Source organism: Buchnera aphidicola (Protaphis terricola) (assembly GCF_964059145.1).
In the GTDB taxonomy this organism is placed as follows: Bacteria; Pseudomonadota; Gammaproteobacteria; order Enterobacterales; family Enterobacteriaceae; genus Buchnera; species Buchnera aphidicola_BP.
Genome location: NZ_OZ060405.1, coordinates 51,337 through 72,689, shown reverse-complemented (window position 1 = coordinate 72,689; position 21,353 = coordinate 51,337). Strand labels below are relative to the sequence as shown.

Sequence of the window (21,353 nt, the reverse complement as noted above, 5' to 3'; positions counted from 1 at the left end):
AAATAATATATTTCTTAACGAATTGCTTTATAAATGAAGTATAGTATATATCTTTTAAAAGATATGATATTATATTCAAAAAAAATTTAATCATACATAAAAACATTGGAGAATAATATGTTTATTGATGATATTAATAATAAAGATATTTACACTATTGATTCATTAAATAAAAGTAAAAATAACATCATAGAATCTAAAAGTTTTATGCATTTCTTTCAACAAGCATTAAGTGAAATAAATAGTACTCAAGAAAACACAAAAAAAAGTATTAATAAACTTGAATTTAATCCATCTTCTACATCTTTAAATGATGTAATGATTAATCTTCAAAAATCTTCTATTTCTATAGAATTAGCTATTCAAATCAGAAATAAAATTATTTCAGCGTATAAAGAAATTATGAATCAACAAGTCTAAATTAAAATGCTGTGCTTAATTTAATTTAGCACGGCATTTAATTATCTTAATCAATATATTTAATTAAAAAATATTATTGGAGCTAAGCGGAATCGAACCGCTGACATTTTGCATGCCATGCAAACGCTCTTCCTACTGAGCTATAGCCCCAAAAATATTACAATATAAAAACACATGAACTCTGTCAATTTATTTTTTCTATAAAAATTTTATTAGTTAATTTTTTCTTTATTGATCTTATTTATAAAAAAAATAGCCTTTTTTAATCTCAATAAAGTTTTTTCTTTTCCAAGAAAAAATATTATAGAACTTATATTGGGTGAACATATAGAACCAGTTAATATAAATCGTAATAACATATTAATTTCTTTTAATAAAGCATTTGATTCAATAGATTGATTCTTAATAATTTTTAATAATATTTCGATTTTCCAAGAAGATAGATTTTTTATTTTGTTATAAAAACTTTTTAAAATAGAAAAATTTTTTAAAATTAAATATTTTTTAATATAGTTCTTATTTAAATATTGAAATTCTTCATAAAAACATTTGCAAGAGTTTGCAATTTCTTTTAAAGTATTATGTCGACTTTTATATAATTTTAATAAACATTCTAAATTAGGTCCATTTTTTATATTTATATTGTCATGTTCCATATAACCTTTTAAAATATTAGTAACATAATTTAATGATAGATTATTAATATAATATTTATTTAACCATAATAATTTTTTTATATTAAAAGTACTAGAAGATCTACTAATAGAATCTAAATTAAATAATCTTTTTAATTCTAAAAGATTAAAAATTTCTTGATTTCCATATGACCAACCTAATCTTACAATATAATTAATTAATGCTTCTGGTAAAAATCCATTTTTATAATAATCAATAATATTTTGAGCATTATCTCTTTTAGAAAACTTCTTTCCATTTTCATTAAGTATCATAGAAACATGTGAATAAATAGGTATTTTTGCTTTTAAAGATTTTAAAATATTAATCTGACGAGGTGTATTATTAATATGATCTTCTCCTCGAATTACATGTGTAATATCCATATCCAAATCATCTATAACAACACAAAAATTATAAGTTGGAATACCATTGGATCTCTGAATTATAAGATCATCTAATTCGCTATTATTAAAAGTAATATCACCTCTAATTTTATCTTTAAATGTTACTATTCCAGATGTAGGATTTTTAAATCGTATTACATATTTTTTATTATCAATATTCCTTTTAATACTTAAATTTCTACAAGTCCTATTATAACGAGGTTTTTCTCCTTTATAAATTTGTTTTAATCGTGATTCTTCTATTTCTTTTTCTGAACAAAAACATTTATAAGCTTTTCCTTCTTTCAACATAATTTCAATTACTTCTTTATAACGTTCTAATCTTTGTGTTTGAAAATAAGGACCTTCATCCCAATTTAAACCTAACCATCTTAACCCTTTAAAAATTGAATCAACTGATAAAGATTTAGATCTGTATATATCAGTATCTTCTATACGTAATACAAATATACCATTATAACGACGTGCAAATAACCAAGAATATAATGCTGTTCGTATACTACCAATATGTAAATTTCCAGTAGGACTAGGTGCAAAACGAGTTTTAACTTTCATATTTTCCTTCAAAATATTTATAAAAACTTATATAAAAATTTTTTAAATAAATTTTATATATGTAAATATAGATGATTATTTAAACATAATGATTAAAATTACAACAAATAAATAATCTTTTAAAAAAAAAGATTGACTCTGCTTATCTTATCTTTACAATATATATAAAAGGGTGATTAGCTCAGTTGGTAGAGCTCCTCCTTTACACGGAGGAAGTCGGCGGTTCGAGTCCGTCATCACCCAAAAATATTTTGGGTCGTTAGCTCAGTTGGTAGAGCAGTTGACTTTTAATCAATTGGTCGCAGGTTCAAATCCTGCACGACCCAAAAAATATTAATTTTTTAATTTGTATTTTTCAATTAATAAATCAAATTCTTTTTCATTAATCATTTTAATATTTGTTTTTTTCGCATCTAAAAATTTACGTCCATATTTTTTTCCATAAATTAACAATTCCGTTTTTTTAGAAACTTTGCTATTGATATTTGCACCTAAATTTTTTAAAATTTCCTTCATTTTTTTTCTAGAATAGGAATTAAATATTCCTGTAATAACAACATTTTTATTTAAAAAAATAGATGTTTTATAATTAATTAAATTATTTTTATTAGGTAAAATATATAATACTCTTAATAAATCTTTAATTAACTTACGATTCTCAAGAATTGAAAAATAATTAAATATATTGTTAGCAATTATTTTACCTACTCCATTTATAGATGCTAATTCTTTTTCAGAAGCATATATAATATTATTTATTAAATTAAAATAATTAGCTAATTTTTCCGATATTAATTCTCCTACAGAAAAAATTCCTAAAGCATAAATAAAACGTTTTATAGTAGTTTTTTTTGATTTTGAAATAGTTTCAATAATGTTATAACTTTTTTTTTCTCCTATTTTATCTATATTTTTTAATTGTTCTATTTTAAGAAAAAAGAAATCAATTAAATTTAATACAATCTTATTTTCAACTAATTTGTTAATAATTTTAGGACCTAAACCACTAGCATTTAATGCATTTTTAGAAAAAAAATGATTAAAAAATTTCTTTTTTTGAGCTTCACATAATAAACCAGAAAAACAACGTATAACATTGTCTTGTTGATTAACTGATAAATTTGAATCGCATATTGGACAAAATTTTGGAAAAGATATTTTTTTTGAATTTTTAAGACGTTTTTCTAAAATAACATTTACAATTTTAGGTATAACATCTCCAGAACGTCGTATTAAAACATAATCATTTTCATGTAAGTTTAATTTTTTAATTTCTTTTTTATTATATAAAGAAGCTTTTCTAATAATTACACCTGATATACATACAGGATCAAAATAAGCTACTGGAGTAATTAATCCTGTTCTTCCAACTTGGAATTTTACATAATTTAATCTAGTTATTTCTTCTTTAGGAAAATATTTAAAAGCTATAGCCCATTTAGGCCATTTATTATTCACACCTATTTTTTTTTGTAAATAAATTGAATTTACTTTAATCACAATTCCATCTATATCAAAATCCAATAATAAACGTTTTTTTTCAAATTTTTTATAAAAATTAAATATTTCTGAAGAATTCGAAGTAATTAAAATTTTTTTATTAATAGGTAAACCCCATCGCTCACAAATTAAAAGCGCTTCATAATGAGTTTGACAAGATTCCATATCTTTAAAAAAATTAAATCCATGACAAAAAAACATTAAATGTCTTTTAGCTGTAACTTTAGAATTAATTTGTCTTAATGATCCAGCTGCAGCATTACGAGGATTTGAAAAATATTTTTTTTTATTTATAAAATATTTTTTATTTAATTTGATAAAATCAGATTTTAACATAAAAATCTCACCTCTGATTTCTAATCTTTTAGGTATATTTAATCCTTTTAATTTTAATGGAATAGATTGTATTTCTTTTATATTATTAGTAATATTTTCACCAAAATAACCATCACCTCGTGTTGAAGCTCGAATTAAATTACCTTCTTCATAAATTAAATTTACTGCTATACCGTCAATTTTTAATTCACAACAAAAATCTATTGTAGAATTAACTATATATTTTTTAATTCTATTTTCAAATTTTAAATATCCATTTAAATCAAATATATTCTCTAAAGATAACATAGGAGAAAAGTGCTCTGATTTTTTAAATTTACTAAGTAAATATGAACCTACTTTTTGAGTAGGCGAATTAAAATTAAACAATTTTTTATTTTTTAATTCTAAATTATACAATTTATTTAATAAAAAATCATATTCTGCGTCAGAAATTATCGGTTGATCTAAAGTATGATAAAAATAATCATATTTTAAAATTTTTTTACGTAATTTATTAATTTGATATTTAATTTTTTTCATACATATTATAAGAAATTAAGGAAATAGAAAATTTTATTAAAAGTTTACTTTAAAAGATTATTACTTTTTAATATATAATAAATAAAAAAATATTCTAAAACAAAGTTTATTATATTAAATAATTTAAAATTTAAAAAAATAAAATAAAGAAAAAATATCAAAAAGTTAAATAATATAAAATTAATATTTAAATTAAAATATAATATTGAATAAAATTATTAAAAAAATAAAAAAATTTAAATTTTTTATAAATTTTAAAATAGATTACTTTAAAGGTTCTTAAAATAAGTATAATGAATAACTAATTATATAAATTAAAAATTTATTAAAATAATATTAACATCATAATATTAATAAAAAATAGGATTAAAATGAGTACGATATATGAAGATAATTCTTTAACTATTGGAAATACACCACTTGTCCGTTTAAATAGGATTGGGAATGGTAATATTTTAGCAAAAATAGAATCTAGAAATCCAAGCTTTAGCGTAAAATGTAGAATTGGTGCTAATATGATATGGCATGCAGAAAAAAAAGGATATTTAAATAAAAAAATTACATTAATTGAAGCAACAAGTGGAAATACAGGTATAGCTTTAGCATATGTTTCTGCAGCAAAAAATTATAAATTAATTCTTACAATGCCTGAATCAATGTCTATGGAAAGAAGAAAATTATTACAATCTTTAGGTGCAAAATTAATATTAACAGATAAAAAAGAAGGTATGAAAGGAGCTATTAATAAAGCCAATCAAATTAAATCTTCTAATAAAAAAGAATATTTGCTATTAAAACAATTTGAAAATCCTGCTAATCCAGAGATACACGAAAAAACAACTGGACCAGAAATTTGGAATGATACTAACGGGAATATAGATATATTAATTTCAGGTGTAGGAACAGGAGGAACAATTACAGGAATTACAAGATATATAAAAAATATTCAAGGTAAAAAAAACTTAATTAGTATTGCTGTCGAACCAAAAGAATCACCAGTAATTACACAATTTCTATCAGGAGTAGAAATAAAATCTGGACCACATAAAATTCAAGGTATTGGAGCCGGTTTTATCCCTAAAAATTTAGATTTAACTTTAATTGATAAAGTAATTACAATATCAAGTGATGAAGCAATATTATGGGCTAGACAAATAATGAAAAAAGAAGGAATTTTAGCTGGTATTTCTTCCGGAGCTGCTATAGCAGCATGTTTAAAAATACAAAAGAAAAAAAAATTCTTAAATAAAAATATAGTAGTTATACTGCCTTCTTCTGGAGAACGTTATTTAAGTACAGAATTATTTTCAACATCATTTTAAAATAAATAATATTAAGAAAAAATACAACTTCTTTAATAAAATTAAAAAATAATTTTTTATTATAAAAGTTGTATTTTAATATTTAAAATAAATTATATTTTATTAAATAAAAAAAATATTAAGGAAAAACAATGTTTCAAAATAAAATAAAAATTACTGCTTTGCACGGTTTGCATACTCGACCTGCAGCTGAATTTGTAAAAGAAGCAAAAAAATTTATTTCTGATATCAATATTATTTACAATGGAAAATCTGTTAATGCAAAAAGTTTATTTAAAATTCAAACACTAGGTTTAGTACATGGAAGTTTAATTACATTATCTGCAGAAGGAGAAGATGAAGAAAAAGCTATTAAACATTTATCTAAAATAATGACAGAATTAGAATAGATCATAATTAAAAATAATTTATGAATTTTTATAAAATACCGGAGGTTCATTATCACTTCCGGATTTCTATTATAAAAAAAATATATTCGCCTGACATTCAATGTTTTCCTATCTAAAACAAATATAAAATTTATAGTTAAAGGTAATGTTATGATCTCAGGCATTTTAGCATCACCGGGTATTGCTTTTGGCAATGCTTTATTATTAAAAAATGAAGATATTGTCATTAACCGGAAAAAAATTTCTGTACAAAATATTCCAACAGAAATAAATAATTTTTTTAATGGAAGAAAAAAATCAGTAAAACAATTAATAGAAATAAAAGAAATTACAGGAAAAAATTTTGATAAAAAACAAGAAAACATTTTCGAAAGTCATATTATGTTACTTGAAGATGAAGAATTAGAACAAGAAGTAGTTAAATTAATTAAAGAAAAAAAAATATCAGCAGCGGAAGCAACTGAGTATGTAATTCAAAAACAAGCTAATACCCTTGAGGAAATACAAGACGAATATCTAAAAAATAGAGCTATTGATGTTAAAGACATTGGTTTGCGTTTGTTAAAAAATATACTAAATATTAATATTATTGATTTAAATAATATAAAAAATAAAGTCATTTTAATTTCAAAAGATCTCACTCCTTCAGAAACTGCTCAAATTAATCTAAAATATATTTTAGGATTTATTACAGATTTAGGCGGTCCAACATCACATACTTCAATCATAGCTAGATCGCTTGAAATACCTGCAATCGTAGGAACTGGTAACATTACAAAAATAGCAAAAAATAATGATTATATTATTTTAGATTCAATTAATAATCAAATTTTTATAAATCCTTCTAATGAAATAATAAATGAAAAAAAAGAAGCAAAAAAAAACTATCTATTTGAAAAAAATAATCTAAAAAAATTAAAAAATTTACCAGCTACTACAATTGATGGTCATAATATTAAAATTGGATCTAATATTGGAAATATTCACGATATAAAATCTGCAAAAGATAATGGTGCAGAATGTATTGGACTATATCGAACAGAATTTTTATTTATGGGTAGAAATACATTTCCAACTGAACAAGAGCAATTTCAAGCATATAAAAAAGTTGCAGAAATTATGAAAAACAAATCAGTAATTATAAGAACAATGGATATTGGAGGTGATAAAGATTTACCATATATGAATTTACCAAAAGAAGAAAACCCATTTTTAGGATGGAGAGCAATACGTATTTCAATGGATCGAAAAGAAATATTAAAAACACAATTAAGAGCTATACTTAGAGCTTCCGCATTTGGTAAAATATATATTTTATTTCCTATGATTATATCTGTAGAAGAAATAAGAATATTAAAAATAGAAATTGAAAAATTAAAAAACCAACTAAATCATGATAAATTGCTATTTGATGAAAATATAAAAATCGGAATAATGATAGAAACCCCAGCATCAGCTATAATAGCAGAGCATTTAATAAAAGAAGTAGATTTCTTTAGTATTGGCACTAACGATTTAACTCAATATACCCTAGCAGTTGACAGAGGTAACGATTTAATTTCACATTTATATAATCCTATAAGTCCATCTATATTAAAATTAATTAAACAAGTTATTGATATTTCACATAAGTATGGAAAATGGACTGGCATGTGTGGAGAATTAGCAAGTGATGAACGCATCACTCCTCTTTTACTAGGTATGGGTTTAGATGAATTTAGTATGAGCTCAACAAGTATTCCTAAAATTAAAGAAATAATTAGAAAAATATCTTTATTTAAAGCTCGTAATTTAGCTAAAAAAATATTAACTTTATCTACAACAAAAGAAATATTTCATTTATTAAATAAATTTAATTAAGGAGTCATTTGATTTTTTAAAAAAATCTAATGATAGAAGTACTTAGGAGAAAAAAATGGGTTTCTTATCAGATTTTTTTAATAGTAAAAAATCTAATTTTTCAAAAAAAATAGAAATTTTTGCACCTGTATCAGGTGAAATAATTAAACTTGAAGAAGTACCAGATGTAGTTTTTTCAAAAAAAATTGTAGGTGATGGAATTGCAATAAAACCATCAGGAAATAAAATAACATCTCCGATCAATGGAACTATTAGCAAAATACTTGATAGTAAACATGCTTTTTCAATTCTTTCAGAAGATGGAGTTGAACTATTTGTACATTTTGGAATTGATACAATACAACTAAAAGGTGAAGGTTTTAAAAAAATTGCAAAAGATAATCAAAAAGTAAAAATAGGAGATACAATTATTTTATTTGATTTATATATATTAGAAAAAAAAGCACGTTCTATTTTAACACCAGTAGTAATATCTAACATGGAAAAGTTTAAAAAAATAGAAAAATCATCAGGCTCTGTTATTGCTGGAAAAACAATAATTATGTCTTTATATAATTAATTTCTATAAAATAATTAATTTCTATTAAAAAATAAAAACGGTGCTATTATTTAGTACCGTTTTATTTAAATAAGTAGAAAATAATGTTTTATATTTATCAAATTCTTAATTCTATAATAATTGGATTAATAGAAGGGATTTCAGAATTTCTTCCTATTTCGTCAACAGGACATATAATTATTATTAGTCATTGGATAGGAATATCAAATAAAGAAACAGAAATTTTAAAAATATTTGTTCAATTTGGATCTTCAGTAGCAATATTAATATTCTTTTCTAAAAAAATAATTAATTTAATATTATCTAAAAATAAAAAAAATCAAACAAAAAAAATACATATTTTAATTTCCATAATACCTACGGTATCTTTAGGTTTAATATTTTATCATGATATTAAATTATTATTCACTCCTAAAAATATTACTATATCATTAATTCTTGGAGGTATTTTCCTTATATTCTGTGAACTATTTAAACCAAAGAAATCTAAAACTAATTCTATTTATAATATTAGTTTATTTCAATCATTTATAATTGGATGTTTTGAGTCAATGTGTCTTTATCCAGGTTTTTCAAGATCTGGATCTACTGTAGGCTCTTCAATGTTATTAGGTATTAAAAAATCTGTTGCAATAAACTTTTCTTTTATTATTTCAATCCCTTTAACAATGGGAGCATCTTTTTTAGACTTATTAAAAAATATTAATAACATCAATATTTTTTTTATACCATATTATTTTATTAGTTTTTTTATTTCTTTAATTATTTCTTTGTTTTCAATAAAAAAATTAATTTTATTATTTAATAAAATTTCATTAAATTTTTTTGGATTATATCGATTTATAGTAGCAGGGTTGATTTATTTTATAAACTAATCAATTATAATTTTAATGAAAAATTAGTTTTTAAATTATTTTTTCTCCATAAATCTAATTTTTTGATTCTTAATCGATTAAGTTCATATTTAATTTCTTTTCCTTTAAAACCTTTTTTTAAAATATCTTTAATAGATATATTTTGTATAATATAAAAAGATTTCTTTAAAAAAAAACCAGATTCTAAATTAATAATAGAACTATTTTTTAATTGACTATATGAAAAATTAAAATTAATTAAAAATGCAAATTTTTCAATTCTATCTGGTTTTCTCCAAGCATCTATTTTGCAAAAAAAATTTATAATATCTTTTGAGGATTGAGATTTTATTGAATTTAAAAAACTATAAAAACCAACACTTAAAATAGCAATTTCCTTTATATATGTAGGAATATTAAAACGATTACAAAAGTTTTTTACAATTGATACAGAAAAAAAATCATAAAACTTAGTGCTTTTTATAGAATTTATATTTAAAGAAAAAAATTGAAATAAATAGGAAAAACGTATAGAAACATCTTTAGTTAAATTAGATATTTTTGATAAACCCATTGATAAAAAAAAATTATCTAAGTTATTAAAAAAATTATTGAAAAAAAAATTTTTTTTATATAAAAAATATATTTCTGGGAATATTAAATTCAATGCTTTAAAAGAATATAATAATTGAAAATAAACATGTGGATTTTTAGTTTTAAAAGCTTTTTCAGTTTCATTCCAAACTCTATTTTTAGTTAAATATAATAATGCTTTTTTTTTAACTATTTTATGTATTAAAACTATAGTTTCTTTTGCAATATAAAAACCTAAATGCATTAATTGTGCTGAAAATCTTGCTATTCTTAGCACACGTAATGGATCTTCAATAAAAGAGTCAGAAACATGTCGTAATACACGATTTTTTAAATCTAATATTCCTTTATATGGATCAATATAATTCCCAAATTTATCTTGAGCAATAGCATTAATAGTTAAATCACGCCTAATTAAATCTTCTTCTAAAGTTATATTAATATTAAAACTTATATCAAAATCAATATGACGATTTCCTATTTTTCTTTCTTTTCTAGCTAAAGCATATTCCTCGTGTGTATCTGGATGTAAAAAAACTGGAAAATCTTTACCAACTTGTTGAAAATTTTTTTTTAATAACATTTCTCTAGTAGCTCCGACCACTACCCAGTCTCGATCTTTAATTGGTAAATTTAACAATCCGTCACGTACAGCACCTCCAACTAAATATATTTTCATAAAATTCTCTTATAAATTAAAAAAATAAAAACTTTATTTTATAATAAAAATATAAAATATTTAAAAATATTTAAATATTTAAATATTATTTGTAATAATTTAATCATTGTAATAATTTAAAAGATAATATATAAAACATAAATTATTATTAAATATTAAAATATTTAAGGATATTTAATGAAAAAAGAAATTATTGATTTTAATAATGCACTTGTTCTTATAGTAGGTGATTTAATATTAGATTGTTATTGGTACAGTAAAAATTACTATATGCTATCAGAACAATCAATACCTGTTGCATTAATTAAACAAACTAAAGCACAACCAGGCGGTGCAGGAAACGTAGCCAAAAATATTGCAGAAATTGGTGGTAAATGTAAAATAATTGGTTTGATTGGAAAAGATAATGAAGGATTAACTTTACAAAAATTACTTAAACATATAAATATTTATTCTGATCTAATAATTATTAAAAATTCTAAAACACTTACAAAAATTAGAATTTTATCAAAAAATAAACAATTAATTCGATTAGATTTTCAAGAAAAATATATTTATGATAATTTTGATTTACTATATAAAAAAATTATTAACTCATTAATACATTATAAAGTATTAATACTTTCAGATTATAATAAAGGTACACTTTTCCATATTGAAAAAATTATTAATTTAGCAAAAAAAATGTCTATTTATATTTTAATAGATCCTAAGGGAGATAATTTTAAAAAATATTCAGGAGCAAGTTTATTAACACCTAATCTATCAGAATTTGAAAAAATAGTAGGTAAGTGTCAGGAAGAAAAAGAAATATTACAAAAAGGAAAAAAATTATTATATGAACTAAATTTATCAGCATTACTAGTCACTCGATCTAAAAATGGTATGACATTATTTCAGCCTAAAAAAAAACCAATACACTATCCAGCACTATCTAATACACCATCAGATGTAACAGGAGCAGGCGATACAGTTATTTCTATTATTGCTAGCGCACTATCTATAGGTTATTCTTTAGAAGAATCATGTTTTTTTGCAAATGTAGGAGCAAGTATTGTGATACAAAAAATTGGTACTGAAACTTTAAATATTAATGAATTAAATAAAGTATTAAATTAAATAAATCAAATATTTAATAATAAATTTTATATCTAAATATTATTTGTAATACTTAGATATAAAAAAAGATATCAATCTTTTTAAATATATCTTGATTATTGCTCTTAATTTTTATTCAGGATATAATAATTATATATTTTTTATTTATAAAAATATTTTAATTCAAGATACTGATTGAATAAGGTTTTAAAAATGACTCAAAAACTACTCTATAAGTTTGGAAAACCTATAGAACGTGTTCAAAAAGCAATATTAGCTTTAAAATCTGGACAAGGTATAATTATATTAGATGACGAAAATCGAGAAAATGAAGGTGATCTTGTTTTTGCATGTGAAAATATGACAGTAGAACAAATGGCTTTAACAATTCGATATGGTAGTGGAATTGTATGTTTATGTATTACTGAAGATCAACGGAAAAAATTAAATTTACCAATGATGGTCGAAAACAATACAAGCACATATCGAACTGGTTTCACAGTAACAATAGAAGCTTCAAAAGGAATTTCCACTGGTGTTTCAGCAAAAGACAGACTAACAACGATAAAAACAGCTATAGCAGATAATGTAAAACCACATCATTTAAATCGACCAGGACATGTTTTTCCTTTAAGAGCAGAAAAAGGAGGAATCTTAAAAAGACCAGGACATACAGAAGCAGCAATTGAAATAGTATCTCTTGCAGGTTTTAAACCAGCTGGTGTAATTTGTGAACTAACTAATAAAGACGGTTCCATGTCTAAAACACCTGAAATTATTAAATTCTCAAAAGAAAAAAATATGACAGTATTAACTATTCAAGATTTAATTTTATATATTCAAATGAAAAAATAAATTATACATAAAAATTTATTACATCTTAAAATATAAACTACTATAATAAACTATCTAAAGACCATTTAGGTTTTACTAATATATTTAAAAAAGAAGATTTATTTAAGTTTTTATAACGTAAAAATCCTAAATAAGCAATCATTGCTCCATTATCAGTACAAAATTTTGAAGATGTATAAAAAACTGTACTATTAAAATACTTTTTCATCATTATATCTGATTTTTTACGCAATTTTTTATTTGCACTGACACCTCCAGCTATCACTAAATTACTCCATCCTTTTTGATATAAAGCTTTTTTAGTTTTAATTAATAAAATATCAACTACTGCATCTTCAAAAGCTTTTGCAATATTTGCTTTTTCTTGAATATCTAAAATATTATTTTTAATAATATTAGCTGTAAAAGTTTTTAAACCTGAAAAACTAAAATTTAAATTACAATGATTTTTCATTGGTCGTGGAAAATATAAATTACTTTTTACACCTTTTTCAGCTAAATCTGATAATTCTTTTCCATTTGGATATTTTAAACCTAATAATTTTGATACTTTATCAAATGCCTCACCCGCAGCATCATCTACTGAAGTACCAAGAATTTCATATTTTCCTAGTTTATATGCTGCAATAATTTGAGTATGTTTTCCAGATACTAATAACCCAATAAATGGGAATTTAATTGACTTAAACTCTAACATTGGAGATAATAAATGAGCTTCCATATGATTTACAGGCAATACAGGAATATTTAAAGAAAAACCTAAAGAATGCGCAAATGTAGCTCCAACTAATAAAGATCCAACTAAACCAGGTCCTGCTGTATATGAAATAAAATCAATTTCCTTCATATCTATTTTTTGAAAAATTTTATCTATTAAAATAACTATTTTTTTTGCATGTTCACGAGATGCTAATTCTGGAACGATACCTCCATGCTTAGCATGTATTTTTTTTTGACTATATAATTCATTTATTAATAAACCTTTAACATCGTCATAAATTGCTATACCTGTATCATCACAAGATGTTTCAATACCTAATACTTTCATTATATAATACCTATTTTAAAATAAATAAAATATCTAATACTATTAATAAAAAAAATGTTCTAAAATGATACTTTAGAATAGAATATCAATTAAGATACGATTTACTGTATCTATAAATTAAATAATTTATTTAAATTGTATACTATATAAACCATACTATAAAAATATATATTTGAGGTCAAATATTCAATGCCAATAATAAAAGTACGTGAAAATGAACCATTTGATGTAGCACTTCGTCGTTTTAAAAGAGCCTGTGAAAAAGCAGGAATTTTAGCAGAAATAAGAAGAAGAGAATTTTATGAAAAACCTACTACTGAAAGAAAACGAGCAAAAGCTTCTGCTGTAAAACGTTTAGCTAAAAAGCTCACACGAGAAAATGCAAAACGTGTTCGTATGTATTAAAAATATTTAAACAAACCGTTCTTTTAAAAGAACGGAAATTATATTATATAAAAAATATATGTCTGTAAAAATACCAAGATATTTTATTAATGATCTGTTATTTCGAACTAATATTATTGATCTTATTAATACAAGAATAAAATTAAAAAAAAATGGTAAAAATTACCAAACTAATTGCCCTTTCCACAATGATAAAACACCATCTTTTACAGTAAGTTATGAAAAACAATTTTATTATTGCTTTGGATGTAAAAAACATGGAAATGCAATTGATTTTTTAATAAATTATGAAAATTTAACTTTTATAGAAAGCATCGAAGAACTAGCATCAATACATGGTATTACAATTCCATTTCAAGACAATACTATATATGAAAAAAATAATTATTTAAAAAAACAGAAACTGTATTCATTAATAGATCAAATATCAAAATTATATCAAAAAAACATACAATTAAATAATAATGCTTATAAATATCTAATTAATAGAGGAATTAATAAAAATATGATTAAGTTTTTTCAAATTGGTTTTTCAAGTTTTACTTGGGAAAATTTCTCTGAAAAACTTAATATAAAAAAAGAACTTGAAAAAGAATTATTAAATTATAAAATTATTTCTACTAATAAAAATCAAAAAAAATATGACCCTTTTCAAGGTAGAATTATTTTTCCTATACATGATATAAATGGTAAAACTATCGGGTTTGGTGGTAGATCAATAAGAAATATTTTTCCAAAATATATAAATTCTTCTGAAACAAATATTTTTTATAAAAGTAAACAAATTTACGGATTATATCAACTTAAAAAAAAATTTTTTAAACCAGAATATATATTAGTTGTAGAAGGATATATTGATGTTATTATGCTGATTCAAAATAAAATTAATTATGTTGTTTCTTCTTTAGGAACATCAATTACAAAAGAACATATAAAAATACTTTTTCGACATACTGATACAATTATATACTGTTATGATGGTGACGATGCAGGTAAAACTGCTTCATGGAGAGCATTAAAAATAACATTACCATATATATCTGATAAAAAAACTATAAAATTTATTATATTACCTGAAAATGAAGATCCAGATACAATAATTAAAAAAGAAGGAGCAAAAAAATTTCAATTACGTATTAAAAATTCTATAAAAATGTCTGAATTCTTTTTTAAGAACATTTTAAATGGAGTTGATTTATCATCTAATAATGATAAATTTTATTTAAGTATCCGTGCTTTACCTTTAATTAATCTTATACCTAGTGAAATTATAAGAATCTATTTACGACAAATATTAGGGAGAATTATAGGAATTTTAGATGATAATCAATTTGAAAAATTTTTATATGAAAAAGAACAAAAAAATAAAAATATACAATATAAACAAAATAAACGCACTTTGATGCAAAAATTAATCGGACTTCTTATTCAAAATCCTAATTTATCAAATTTAGTAGTTTCAAAAAAAAACTTAGAAAATTCAAAAATAAAAGGAATTTCTATTTTTTTAAATATTTTAAAAATATGTAAAACTCATCCCAACATTAATACAGGACAATTATTAGAATTTTATAGAGGTAGTAAAATCATTAATATTTTAAAAACTCTTTCAATATGGGATCATATGATCATTGAAGAAAAGATTGAAAATATGTTTTTAGATTTATTAAAAAATATACACAAAAAAAATCTAGAAATAAGACAAAAATATTTAATTTCAAAAGAAAGGATTCATGGTCTTACAATCTATGAAAAACAAGAAATTTGGTCTATCAATAAAAAACTAAAAAAATAATTAATTATTTTTATAATATCCATTAAAAATTACCTTTATAATATATCTTAAAAAAATTGAAATATTTTATTTATATTTATTATTGACTAAAATGTCAATTAATGTTCATTATATTAACAAAATTTGGATATTTTCTTATGGATCAAAACCCAAAATCACAGCTTAAACTACTTGTTACACATGGTAAAGAGCAAGGATATTTAACCTATGCCGAGGTTAATGATCATCTTCCAGAAGATATTATTGATTCTGAACAAATTGATAATATTATTCAGATGATTAATGATATGGGAATTCAAGTTGTTGAAGAAGCTCCAGATGCAGATGATTTAATTTTAAATGAAATAAATACAGATACAGATGAAGATGCAGTTGAAGCAGCCACTCAAGTATTATCTAGTGTTGAATCTGAATTAGGAAGAACTACAGACCCTGTTCGGATGTATATGAGAGAAATGGGTACTGTAGAACTACTTACAAGAGAAGGAGAAATTGATATAGCAAAACGTATTGAAGAAGGAATTAATCAAGTACAATCATCAGTATCAGAATATCCAGAAGCTATTACTTATCTTTTAGAGCAATATGATCGAATTAAAACAGGTCAAATTAGATTATCTGATATTATAACGGGTTTTGTTGACCCTGATATGAAAGAAATCTTACCAACTCCAAGTAATATTAATTTAGAATCTGAACTTTTAGATGAAGTTACTAATGATGAAAATAAAATAAATAGAGATGAAGAAGATGAAGATACAGTAAATGAAGATGAAGAAGATGAAGAAAATAGTATCGATCCAGAATTAGCAAATGAAAAATTTTCTGCTTTAAGAAAACAATATACTAATACAAGTAATACAATTAAAATTAAAAATAGAAATCATAAAGATTCATTATTAGAAATTTATAATCTTTCTGAAATTTTTAAACAATTTAGATTAGTTCCAAAACAATTTGATCATTTAGTTAATAATATGCGTAATATGATGAAAAGAGTAAGAAAACAAGAAAAAATAATCATGAAATTATGCGTTGATGAATGTAAAATGCCGAAAAAAAATTTTATACAAATTTTTTCAACACAAAAAACAAATATAGATTGGTTTATAAAAGAAAAAAAAGAAAATCATGAATGGTCTAAAAATTTTAATAAAATTGAAGAAAAAATTTTAATCAGTATTAAAAAATTAAAAAATATAGAAGAAGAAACAGGTTTAACTATTGAAGAAGTAAAAGATATTAATAAAAGAATGTCTATTGGTGAAGCAAAAGCTAAAAGAGCAAAAAAAGAAATGGTAGAAGCAAACTTAAGATTAGTGATTTCTATTGCAAAAAAATATACTAATAGAGGATTACAATTTTTAGATTTAATCCAAGAAGGTAATATAGGTTTAATGAAAGCAGTCGATAAATTTGAATATCGTCGTGGATATAAATTTTCAACTTATGCAACTTGGTGGATTCGACAAGCTATTACTCGATCTATTGCAGATCAAGCAAGAACTATTCGAATACCTGTACATATGATAGAAACTATTAATAAATTAAATCGAATTTCTAGGCAAATATTACAAGAAACAGGGCGTGAACCAACTCCAGAAGAACTTTCTGAAAAAATGTTAATTCCTGAAGATAAAATTAGAAAAGTTTTAAAAATTGCTAAAGAACCTGTATCTATGGAAACTCCGATAGGTGATGATGATGATTCACATTTAGGTGACTTTATAGAAGATACTACATTAGAATTACCGCTTGAATCAGCTACATCTGAAAGTTTAAGAACAGCAACACACAATGTTCTATCAGGACTAACAGCAAGAGAAGCAAAAGTTCTTCGAATGCGTTTTGGGATTGATATGAGTACTGATCATACTTTAGAAGAAGTTGGAAAACAATTTGACGTAACAAGAGAAAGAATTAGACAAATCGAAGCAAAAGCATTAAGAAAGTTACGTCATCCAAGTAGATCTGAAGTATTACGTAGTTTTTTAGATGACTAAAATTTTATTTAATATATAAAATAAGCGATAAAACTTCTGTGATAAATCATACTAAAAATATGTTTTTAATAAAAACAGGAGTTTTAATTTAAAAATACTAAATACCATCTCCATATTGAAATTGTTCTAAAGAATCTATAAAATTATTTTGATCTGTTTGATGGAAAGTGTAACTTTTATTATTTAATCTATTTATAATTTTAGCAGGAACACCGGCAACTGTAACATAAGGTGGAACATTTTTTACAACTACTGAACCAGCTCCTATTATTGATTGAGATCCAATTTCAATATTACCTAATATTTTTGCTCCTGCGCCTATACTTACTTTTTTTCTAATAATGGGATGTCTGTTTTTACTATGATTTTTTCCTGTTCCACCTAAAGTTACAGAATGTAATATAGAAACATCATCTTCTATAATTACCCCTTCACCAATTACAATTCCAGTTGCATGATCCATCATAATACCAGAACCAAGAGATGCAGCTGGATGAATGTCAACAGAAAAAACATTAGAAATTCTACTTTGTAAATATATAGATAAATAATAATTTTTTTGATGCCATAAATAATTGCTCAATCTATAAGACTCTAATGCGTGAAAACCTTTAAAATATAAAAATGGAGTTAAATAATCTTTTACAACTGGATCTCTTTTTACAATAGCTTTTAAATCTTTAACTACTAATTTTAATATAAAAAAATTATTTAAATATATTGTATTAAAAATATTATACATATTTTTTCTAGATACTAATGAAGTAGATAATTTACTTGATAAAATATCACTCAAAGAGTTACTCAATGTTTTATGTTGTAATATATTTTTATTATACAAATCAAATAAAATCGGTTCTTTTCTTGATGCAATTTTAGCCTCATATAGTATTATATTCCATAATTTTAAAATTTTTAGATAAGACATAAATTGTTCCCTTAAAATAAAATTTAAAAATATTTACTATTAAAATTATTATATATGTTAATTTTAATTTATATAATTTTTTTATTTTAATTGTTTATTAAAAATATTATCAAAATTAATAGGTTCAAGATTTAATTGAGGAAAGCTACCATAAGATACTAAATGAGATATACATGATCTAGCGTATGGAAATAAAATATTTGGACAATATACAGCTAAACAATGTTTTAATTCTTCTTCATAAAAATTGTCAATTAAAAAAATTCCAGCCTGATGAACATCGCATAAAAAAACTAAATTTGTTTTATCTTTAACTATTACCCTCACTTTTAAAATAATTTCAAAAATATTTAATTTTAATTTTTTAATATCTGTATCAATATTAAATTTCATAGTTGGAACAGTAGATATTTTAAAAATTTCAGGTGTATGTGGAGCCTCAAAAGAAATATCTTTTACATAAATTCTTTGAATAGAAAAAATTTTTTGTTTTATTTTTTTTTCTGACATAAATATTCCAATATTTAATATTCTAATTAAAAGTTTATTTAATAACTATTTTTTTTTATTTACAATAATAGGAAGATTATCTGTCTTCCAAGAATACATACCATTGTTTAAAATATAAATATTATTTCTTCTATCAATTAAAAGTTTTTGAATATATTTATTATTATTATCTGATAAATTAATTATTAAAATAATAGGTTGAATAGAAGGTAAATTTAAATCTTGAATTTTTTTTAAAAAATTATTATTTAATGGAATATGAATAGAATTTAAAATATGACCATCATTATATAATTCTAAAGACCGTGTATCTATTATAGTAACATTTTTTTCATTAATTAATTTTACTGCATCAAAACTACTAATTATTTTTCCTTTAAAATTAAATTTATTAAAAGACAAAAAAATAATCATAAAAAGAAAAAAAAACCATATAATACTAAGCAATAAATGATTAGAAATAAAAAATAATATATTATTCACGTAATAATAACCTTTTATTTATTATAAATTATAATAATCTTAATTATTAAGCTTTTGGCATTTAAAAAAAAATTAAATGCCTAAAGAAATAAAAAACTATTCACTACTAATAAAAAATTTTATGAAATATTTAATCGAATTTTTTCTTTTATAATTTTCTTCTTAACTTGATTAAACGAAACCCCACCTTTTGATAAATGTTTTTTAATACATGCACTTAAAGTAATGTGATCGTATATATCATTCTCTATATAATTACTATACTTTTTAAATATAGATAAATCTAAATGACTTAAAGATTTTTTTATATCTATAGCATGTAAAACTATTTTACCAACTATATTATGTGCTTCTCTAAAAGATATACCCTTTCTAACTAAATAATCTGCTACTTCTGTTGCATTAGAGTAACCTTTTTCTGCTGCATCATAACATATTTGACGATTTAACTTAATATTTTTTAAAACTAAAGAAGATATTAATAATGAATAATTCCAAGTATAGATAGTGTTAAAAAGATTTTCTTTATCTTCTTGCATGTCTTTATTGTAAGATAAAGGTAAACCTTTTAAAACAACTAAAATAGAAAATAAAGAACCATAAACACGTCCACATTTACCACGTATTAATTCTAATGCATCTGGATTTTTTTTTTGAGGCATAAGGGAAGAACCTGATGTAATAGCATCAGATAGTTCAATAAAATTTGCTTCACTAGAATTAAAAAAAATTAAATCTTCAGAAAATCTAGATAAATGCATCATACTAATTGATGCAGATGATAATAGCTCTATAACATAATCTCTATCTGAAACACTATCTAATGCATTTTCAGTTGAAGTAGTAAAACCCATAGATAAAGCTAATTTTTCACGATCAATATTCCATCCAGTTCCTGATAAAGCACCTGAACCTAAAGGACTAATATTTAATCTTTTTAAAGTATCTTCTAGACGACTAAAATCTCGTTTTAACATTTCAATATATGCTAAACACCAATATGCAAATGTAATAGGTTGAGCACGTTGTAAATGAGTATATCCAGGAATAATAACATCGATATTCATTTCGGCTGTTAAAACAAATTGTTTCTGTAAATTTAAAATATTCTTTAATAAAATTTTTATATTGCTTCTACACCATAATTTTAAATCAGTTGTAATTTGATCATTTCGACTTCTTCCAGTATGTAATTTTTTTCCTATATCTCCTATTTTTTTAATAAGGTTTTTTTCTATCCAACTATGAATATCTTCACAATTACTTTTAAGAATTTTTTTTGGATTTATATTGACTTCTTTTTTTAAAGAAATCAACGCTGACTCGATTTTTTTTTGTTCAATATTTGTTAAAACACCAATTTCAAGTAATGCTTTAGACCAAGCAATTGAAGCAAATATATCTTCTTTAACTAAATTATAATCAAATGATAAAGAAGCATTAAATTCTTCAAATAATTTATTCGATTCATTAATGAATCTTCCACCCCAAAGCGACATATATTTTCTCTAATAAAAGTAATAAAATAATTAATTCAGTAATCAACATATACAAAT

Annotated in this window: 19 protein-coding genes and 3 tRNA genes; 13 read left to right on the top strand and 9 right to left on the bottom strand. The window is 22.5% G+C overall.

The genetic code is table 11. The features are described from left to right. Positions 1-117: 117 nt before the first annotated feature. Complete coding sequence (fliE, locus tag AB4W67_RS00350; RefSeq protein ID WP_367682596.1) at positions 118-420, top strand: flagellar hook-basal body complex protein FliE; 303 nt, start codon at positions 118-120, stop codon at positions 418-420. A gap of 77 nt (positions 421-497) precedes the next feature. Here the strand turns inward: fliE and AB4W67_RS00345 are convergent. Further along, positions 498-570: transfer RNA gene (locus AB4W67_RS00345), tRNA-Ala, on the bottom strand. Positions 571-632: 62 nt separating this feature from the next. Then, complete coding sequence (gene gltX, locus AB4W67_RS00340) at positions 633-2,057, bottom strand: glutamate--tRNA ligase (protein ID WP_367682595.1); 1,425 nt, start codon at positions 2,055-2,057, stop codon at positions 633-635. Positions 2,058-2,227: 170 nt separating this feature from the next. Here gltX and AB4W67_RS00335 point away from each other — a divergent pair. Together AB4W67_RS00335 and AB4W67_RS00330 are read left to right on the top strand one after the other, a co-directional pair. Further along, positions 2,228-2,300, top strand: a tRNA-Val gene (locus AB4W67_RS00335). A gap of 10 nt (positions 2,301-2,310) precedes the next feature. Beyond that, a tRNA-Lys gene (locus AB4W67_RS00330) sits at positions 2,311-2,383 on the top strand. A 7-nt stretch (positions 2,384-2,390) separates the two neighbouring features. Here the strand turns inward: AB4W67_RS00330 and ligA are convergent. Next, positions 2,391-4,415: an NAD-dependent DNA ligase LigA gene (gene ligA / locus AB4W67_RS00325; RefSeq protein WP_367682594.1), complete on the bottom strand. Its 2,025-nt coding sequence runs from the start codon at positions 4,413-4,415 to the stop codon at positions 2,391-2,393. A gap of 371 nt (positions 4,416-4,786) precedes the next feature. Between ligA and cysK the strand changes: the two genes are divergently transcribed. From cysK to AB4W67_RS00300, 5 genes are all read left to right on the top strand, one after another. Next, a complete protein-coding gene (cysK, locus tag AB4W67_RS00320; RefSeq protein WP_367682593.1) occupies positions 4,787-5,737 on the top strand; it encodes a cysteine synthase A in 951 nt (316 codons plus the stop codon). A 131-nt stretch (positions 5,738-5,868) separates the two neighbouring features. After that, complete coding sequence (locus tag AB4W67_RS00315; protein WP_367682592.1) at positions 5,869-6,126, top strand: HPr family phosphocarrier protein; 258 nt, start codon at positions 5,869-5,871, stop codon at positions 6,124-6,126. A gap of 150 nt (positions 6,127-6,276) precedes the next feature. Continuing rightward, positions 6,277-7,986, top strand: coding sequence for a phosphoenolpyruvate-protein phosphotransferase PtsI (gene ptsI / locus AB4W67_RS00310; protein ID WP_367682591.1), 1,710 nt, complete (start codon positions 6,277-6,279; stop codon positions 7,984-7,986). 55 nt (positions 7,987-8,041) lie between these two features. After that, positions 8,042-8,545, top strand: coding sequence for a PTS glucose transporter subunit IIA (gene crr, locus AB4W67_RS00305; RefSeq protein WP_367682590.1), 504 nt, complete (start codon positions 8,042-8,044; stop codon positions 8,543-8,545). Positions 8,546-8,628: 83 nt separating this feature from the next. Then, the gene (locus tag AB4W67_RS00300) at positions 8,629-9,420 is read left to right on the top strand and encodes an undecaprenyl-diphosphate phosphatase (RefSeq protein WP_367682589.1); all 792 of its coding nucleotides are present in this window, start codon (positions 8,629-8,631) and stop codon (positions 9,418-9,420) included. 4 nt (positions 9,421-9,424) lie between these two features. Here the strand turns inward: AB4W67_RS00300 and AB4W67_RS00295 are convergent, their stop codons facing one another. Continuing rightward, entirely contained in the window at positions 9,425-10,672 is a 1,248-nt protein-coding gene (locus AB4W67_RS00295) for a tRNA CCA-pyrophosphorylase (protein WP_367682588.1), read from the bottom strand. Positions 10,673-10,849: 177 nt separating this feature from the next. On the opposite strand from AB4W67_RS00295, the gene rfaE1 reads away from it, so the two are divergent. Together rfaE1 and ribB are read left to right on the top strand one after the other, a co-directional pair. Then, complete coding sequence (gene rfaE1 / locus AB4W67_RS00290; protein WP_367682587.1) at positions 10,850-11,791, top strand: D-glycero-beta-D-manno-heptose-7-phosphate kinase; 942 nt, start codon at positions 10,850-10,852, stop codon at positions 11,789-11,791. A 192-nt stretch (positions 11,792-11,983) separates the two neighbouring features. Then, positions 11,984-12,625 (top strand): 3,4-dihydroxy-2-butanone-4-phosphate synthase, encoded by a 642-nt coding sequence (gene ribB / locus AB4W67_RS00285; RefSeq protein WP_367682586.1) that lies wholly within the window; start codon positions 11,984-11,986, stop codon positions 12,623-12,625. A gap of 40 nt (positions 12,626-12,665) precedes the next feature. On the opposite strand, the gene tsaD is transcribed toward ribB, so the two are convergent. Then, complete coding sequence (gene tsaD, locus AB4W67_RS00280) at positions 12,666-13,673, bottom strand: tRNA (adenosine(37)-N6)-threonylcarbamoyltransferase complex transferase subunit TsaD (RefSeq protein WP_367682585.1); 1,008 nt, start codon at positions 13,671-13,673, stop codon at positions 12,666-12,668. A 189-nt stretch (positions 13,674-13,862) separates the two neighbouring features. On the opposite strand from tsaD, the gene rpsU reads away from it, so the two are divergent. The 3 genes from rpsU to rpoD all read left to right on the top strand — a co-directional run bounded on the left by rpsU (position 13,863) and on the right by rpoD (position 17,876). After that, positions 13,863-14,078 carry a 30S ribosomal protein S21 gene (gene rpsU / locus AB4W67_RS00275; protein WP_367682584.1) on the top strand — a complete coding sequence of 72 codons (216 nt, stop codon included), beginning with the start codon at positions 13,863-13,865 and terminating at the stop codon, positions 14,076-14,078. A 58-nt stretch (positions 14,079-14,136) separates the two neighbouring features. Then, complete coding sequence (dnaG, locus tag AB4W67_RS00270; protein ID WP_367682583.1) at positions 14,137-15,873, top strand: DNA primase; 1,737 nt, start codon at positions 14,137-14,139, stop codon at positions 15,871-15,873. A 137-nt stretch (positions 15,874-16,010) separates the two neighbouring features. Beyond that, the gene (rpoD, locus tag AB4W67_RS00265; protein WP_367682818.1) at positions 16,011-17,876 is read left to right on the top strand and encodes an RNA polymerase sigma factor RpoD; all 1,866 of its coding nucleotides are present in this window, start codon (positions 16,011-16,013) and stop codon (positions 17,874-17,876) included. 97 nt (positions 17,877-17,973) lie between these two features. Here the strand turns inward: rpoD and cysE are convergent, their stop codons facing one another. The 4 genes from cysE to argH all read right to left on the bottom strand — a co-directional run bounded on the left by cysE (position 17,974) and on the right by argH (position 21,296). After that, positions 17,974-18,804 (bottom strand): serine O-acetyltransferase, encoded by an 831-nt coding sequence (cysE, locus tag AB4W67_RS00260; RefSeq protein ID WP_367682582.1) that lies wholly within the window; start codon positions 18,802-18,804, stop codon positions 17,974-17,976. 81 nt (positions 18,805-18,885) lie between these two features. Then, positions 18,886-19,314: a protein-export chaperone SecB gene (gene secB / locus AB4W67_RS00255; protein WP_367682581.1), complete on the bottom strand. Its 429-nt coding sequence runs from the start codon at positions 19,312-19,314 to the stop codon at positions 18,886-18,888. A gap of 45 nt (positions 19,315-19,359) precedes the next feature. Beyond that, positions 19,360-19,797 (bottom strand): rhodanese-like domain-containing protein, encoded by a 438-nt coding sequence (locus AB4W67_RS00250; RefSeq protein WP_367682580.1) that lies wholly within the window; start codon positions 19,795-19,797, stop codon positions 19,360-19,362. Between the two features lie 119 nt (positions 19,798-19,916). Next, positions 19,917-21,296 (bottom strand): argininosuccinate lyase, encoded by a 1,380-nt coding sequence (gene argH / locus AB4W67_RS00245; RefSeq protein ID WP_367682579.1) that lies wholly within the window; start codon positions 21,294-21,296, stop codon positions 19,917-19,919. Positions 21,297-21,353 lie beyond the last annotated feature (57 nt).

What these genes read in the sequence shown, in the direction of transcription:
- ptsI (WP_367682591.1), top strand. Translation starts at nt 6,277, where the DNA reads ATGATCTCAGGCATTTTAGCATCACCGGGTATTGCTTTTGGCAATGCT.
- AB4W67_RS00315 (WP_367682592.1), top strand. Translation starts at nt 5,869, where the DNA reads ATGTTTCAAAATAAAATAAAAATTACTGCTTTGCACGGTTTGCATACT.
- rpoD (WP_367682818.1), top strand. Translation starts at nt 16,011, where the DNA reads ATGGATCAAAACCCAAAATCACAGCTTAAACTACTTGTTACACATGGT.
- ligA (WP_367682594.1), bottom strand. Translation starts at nt 4,415, where the DNA reads ATGAAAAAAATTAAATATCAAATTAATAAATTACGTAAAAAAATTTTA.
- ribB (WP_367682586.1), top strand. Translation starts at nt 11,984, where the DNA reads ATGACTCAAAAACTACTCTATAAGTTTGGAAAACCTATAGAACGTGTT.
- tsaD (WP_367682585.1), bottom strand. Translation starts at nt 13,673, where the DNA reads ATGAAAGTATTAGGTATTGAAACATCTTGTGATGATACAGGTATAGCA.
- cysE (WP_367682582.1), bottom strand. Translation starts at nt 18,804, where the DNA reads ATGTCTTATCTAAAAATTTTAAAATTATGGAATATAATACTATATGAG.
- secB (WP_367682581.1), bottom strand. Translation starts at nt 19,314, where the DNA reads ATGTCAGAAAAAAAAATAAAACAAAAAATTTTTTCTATTCAAAGAATT.
- AB4W67_RS00295 (WP_367682588.1), bottom strand. Translation starts at nt 10,672, where the DNA reads ATGAAAATATATTTAGTTGGAGGTGCTGTACGTGACGGATTGTTAAAT.
- rpsU (WP_367682584.1), top strand. Translation starts at nt 13,863, where the DNA reads ATGCCAATAATAAAAGTACGTGAAAATGAACCATTTGATGTAGCACTT.
- cysK (WP_367682593.1), top strand. Translation starts at nt 4,787, where the DNA reads ATGAGTACGATATATGAAGATAATTCTTTAACTATTGGAAATACACCA.
- dnaG (WP_367682583.1), top strand. Translation starts at nt 14,137, where the DNA reads ATGTCTGTAAAAATACCAAGATATTTTATTAATGATCTGTTATTTCGA.
- gltX (WP_367682595.1), bottom strand. Translation starts at nt 2,057, where the DNA reads ATGAAAGTTAAAACTCGTTTTGCACCTAGTCCTACTGGAAATTTACAT.
- AB4W67_RS00300 (WP_367682589.1), top strand. Translation starts at nt 8,629, where the DNA reads ATGTTTTATATTTATCAAATTCTTAATTCTATAATAATTGGATTAATA.
- argH (WP_367682579.1), bottom strand. Translation starts at nt 21,296, where the DNA reads ATGTCGCTTTGGGGTGGAAGATTCATTAATGAATCGAATAAATTATTT.
- fliE (WP_367682596.1), top strand. Translation starts at nt 118, where the DNA reads ATGTTTATTGATGATATTAATAATAAAGATATTTACACTATTGATTCA.
- crr (WP_367682590.1), top strand. Translation starts at nt 8,042, where the DNA reads ATGGGTTTCTTATCAGATTTTTTTAATAGTAAAAAATCTAATTTTTCA.
- rfaE1 (WP_367682587.1), top strand. Translation starts at nt 10,850, where the DNA reads ATGAAAAAAGAAATTATTGATTTTAATAATGCACTTGTTCTTATAGTA.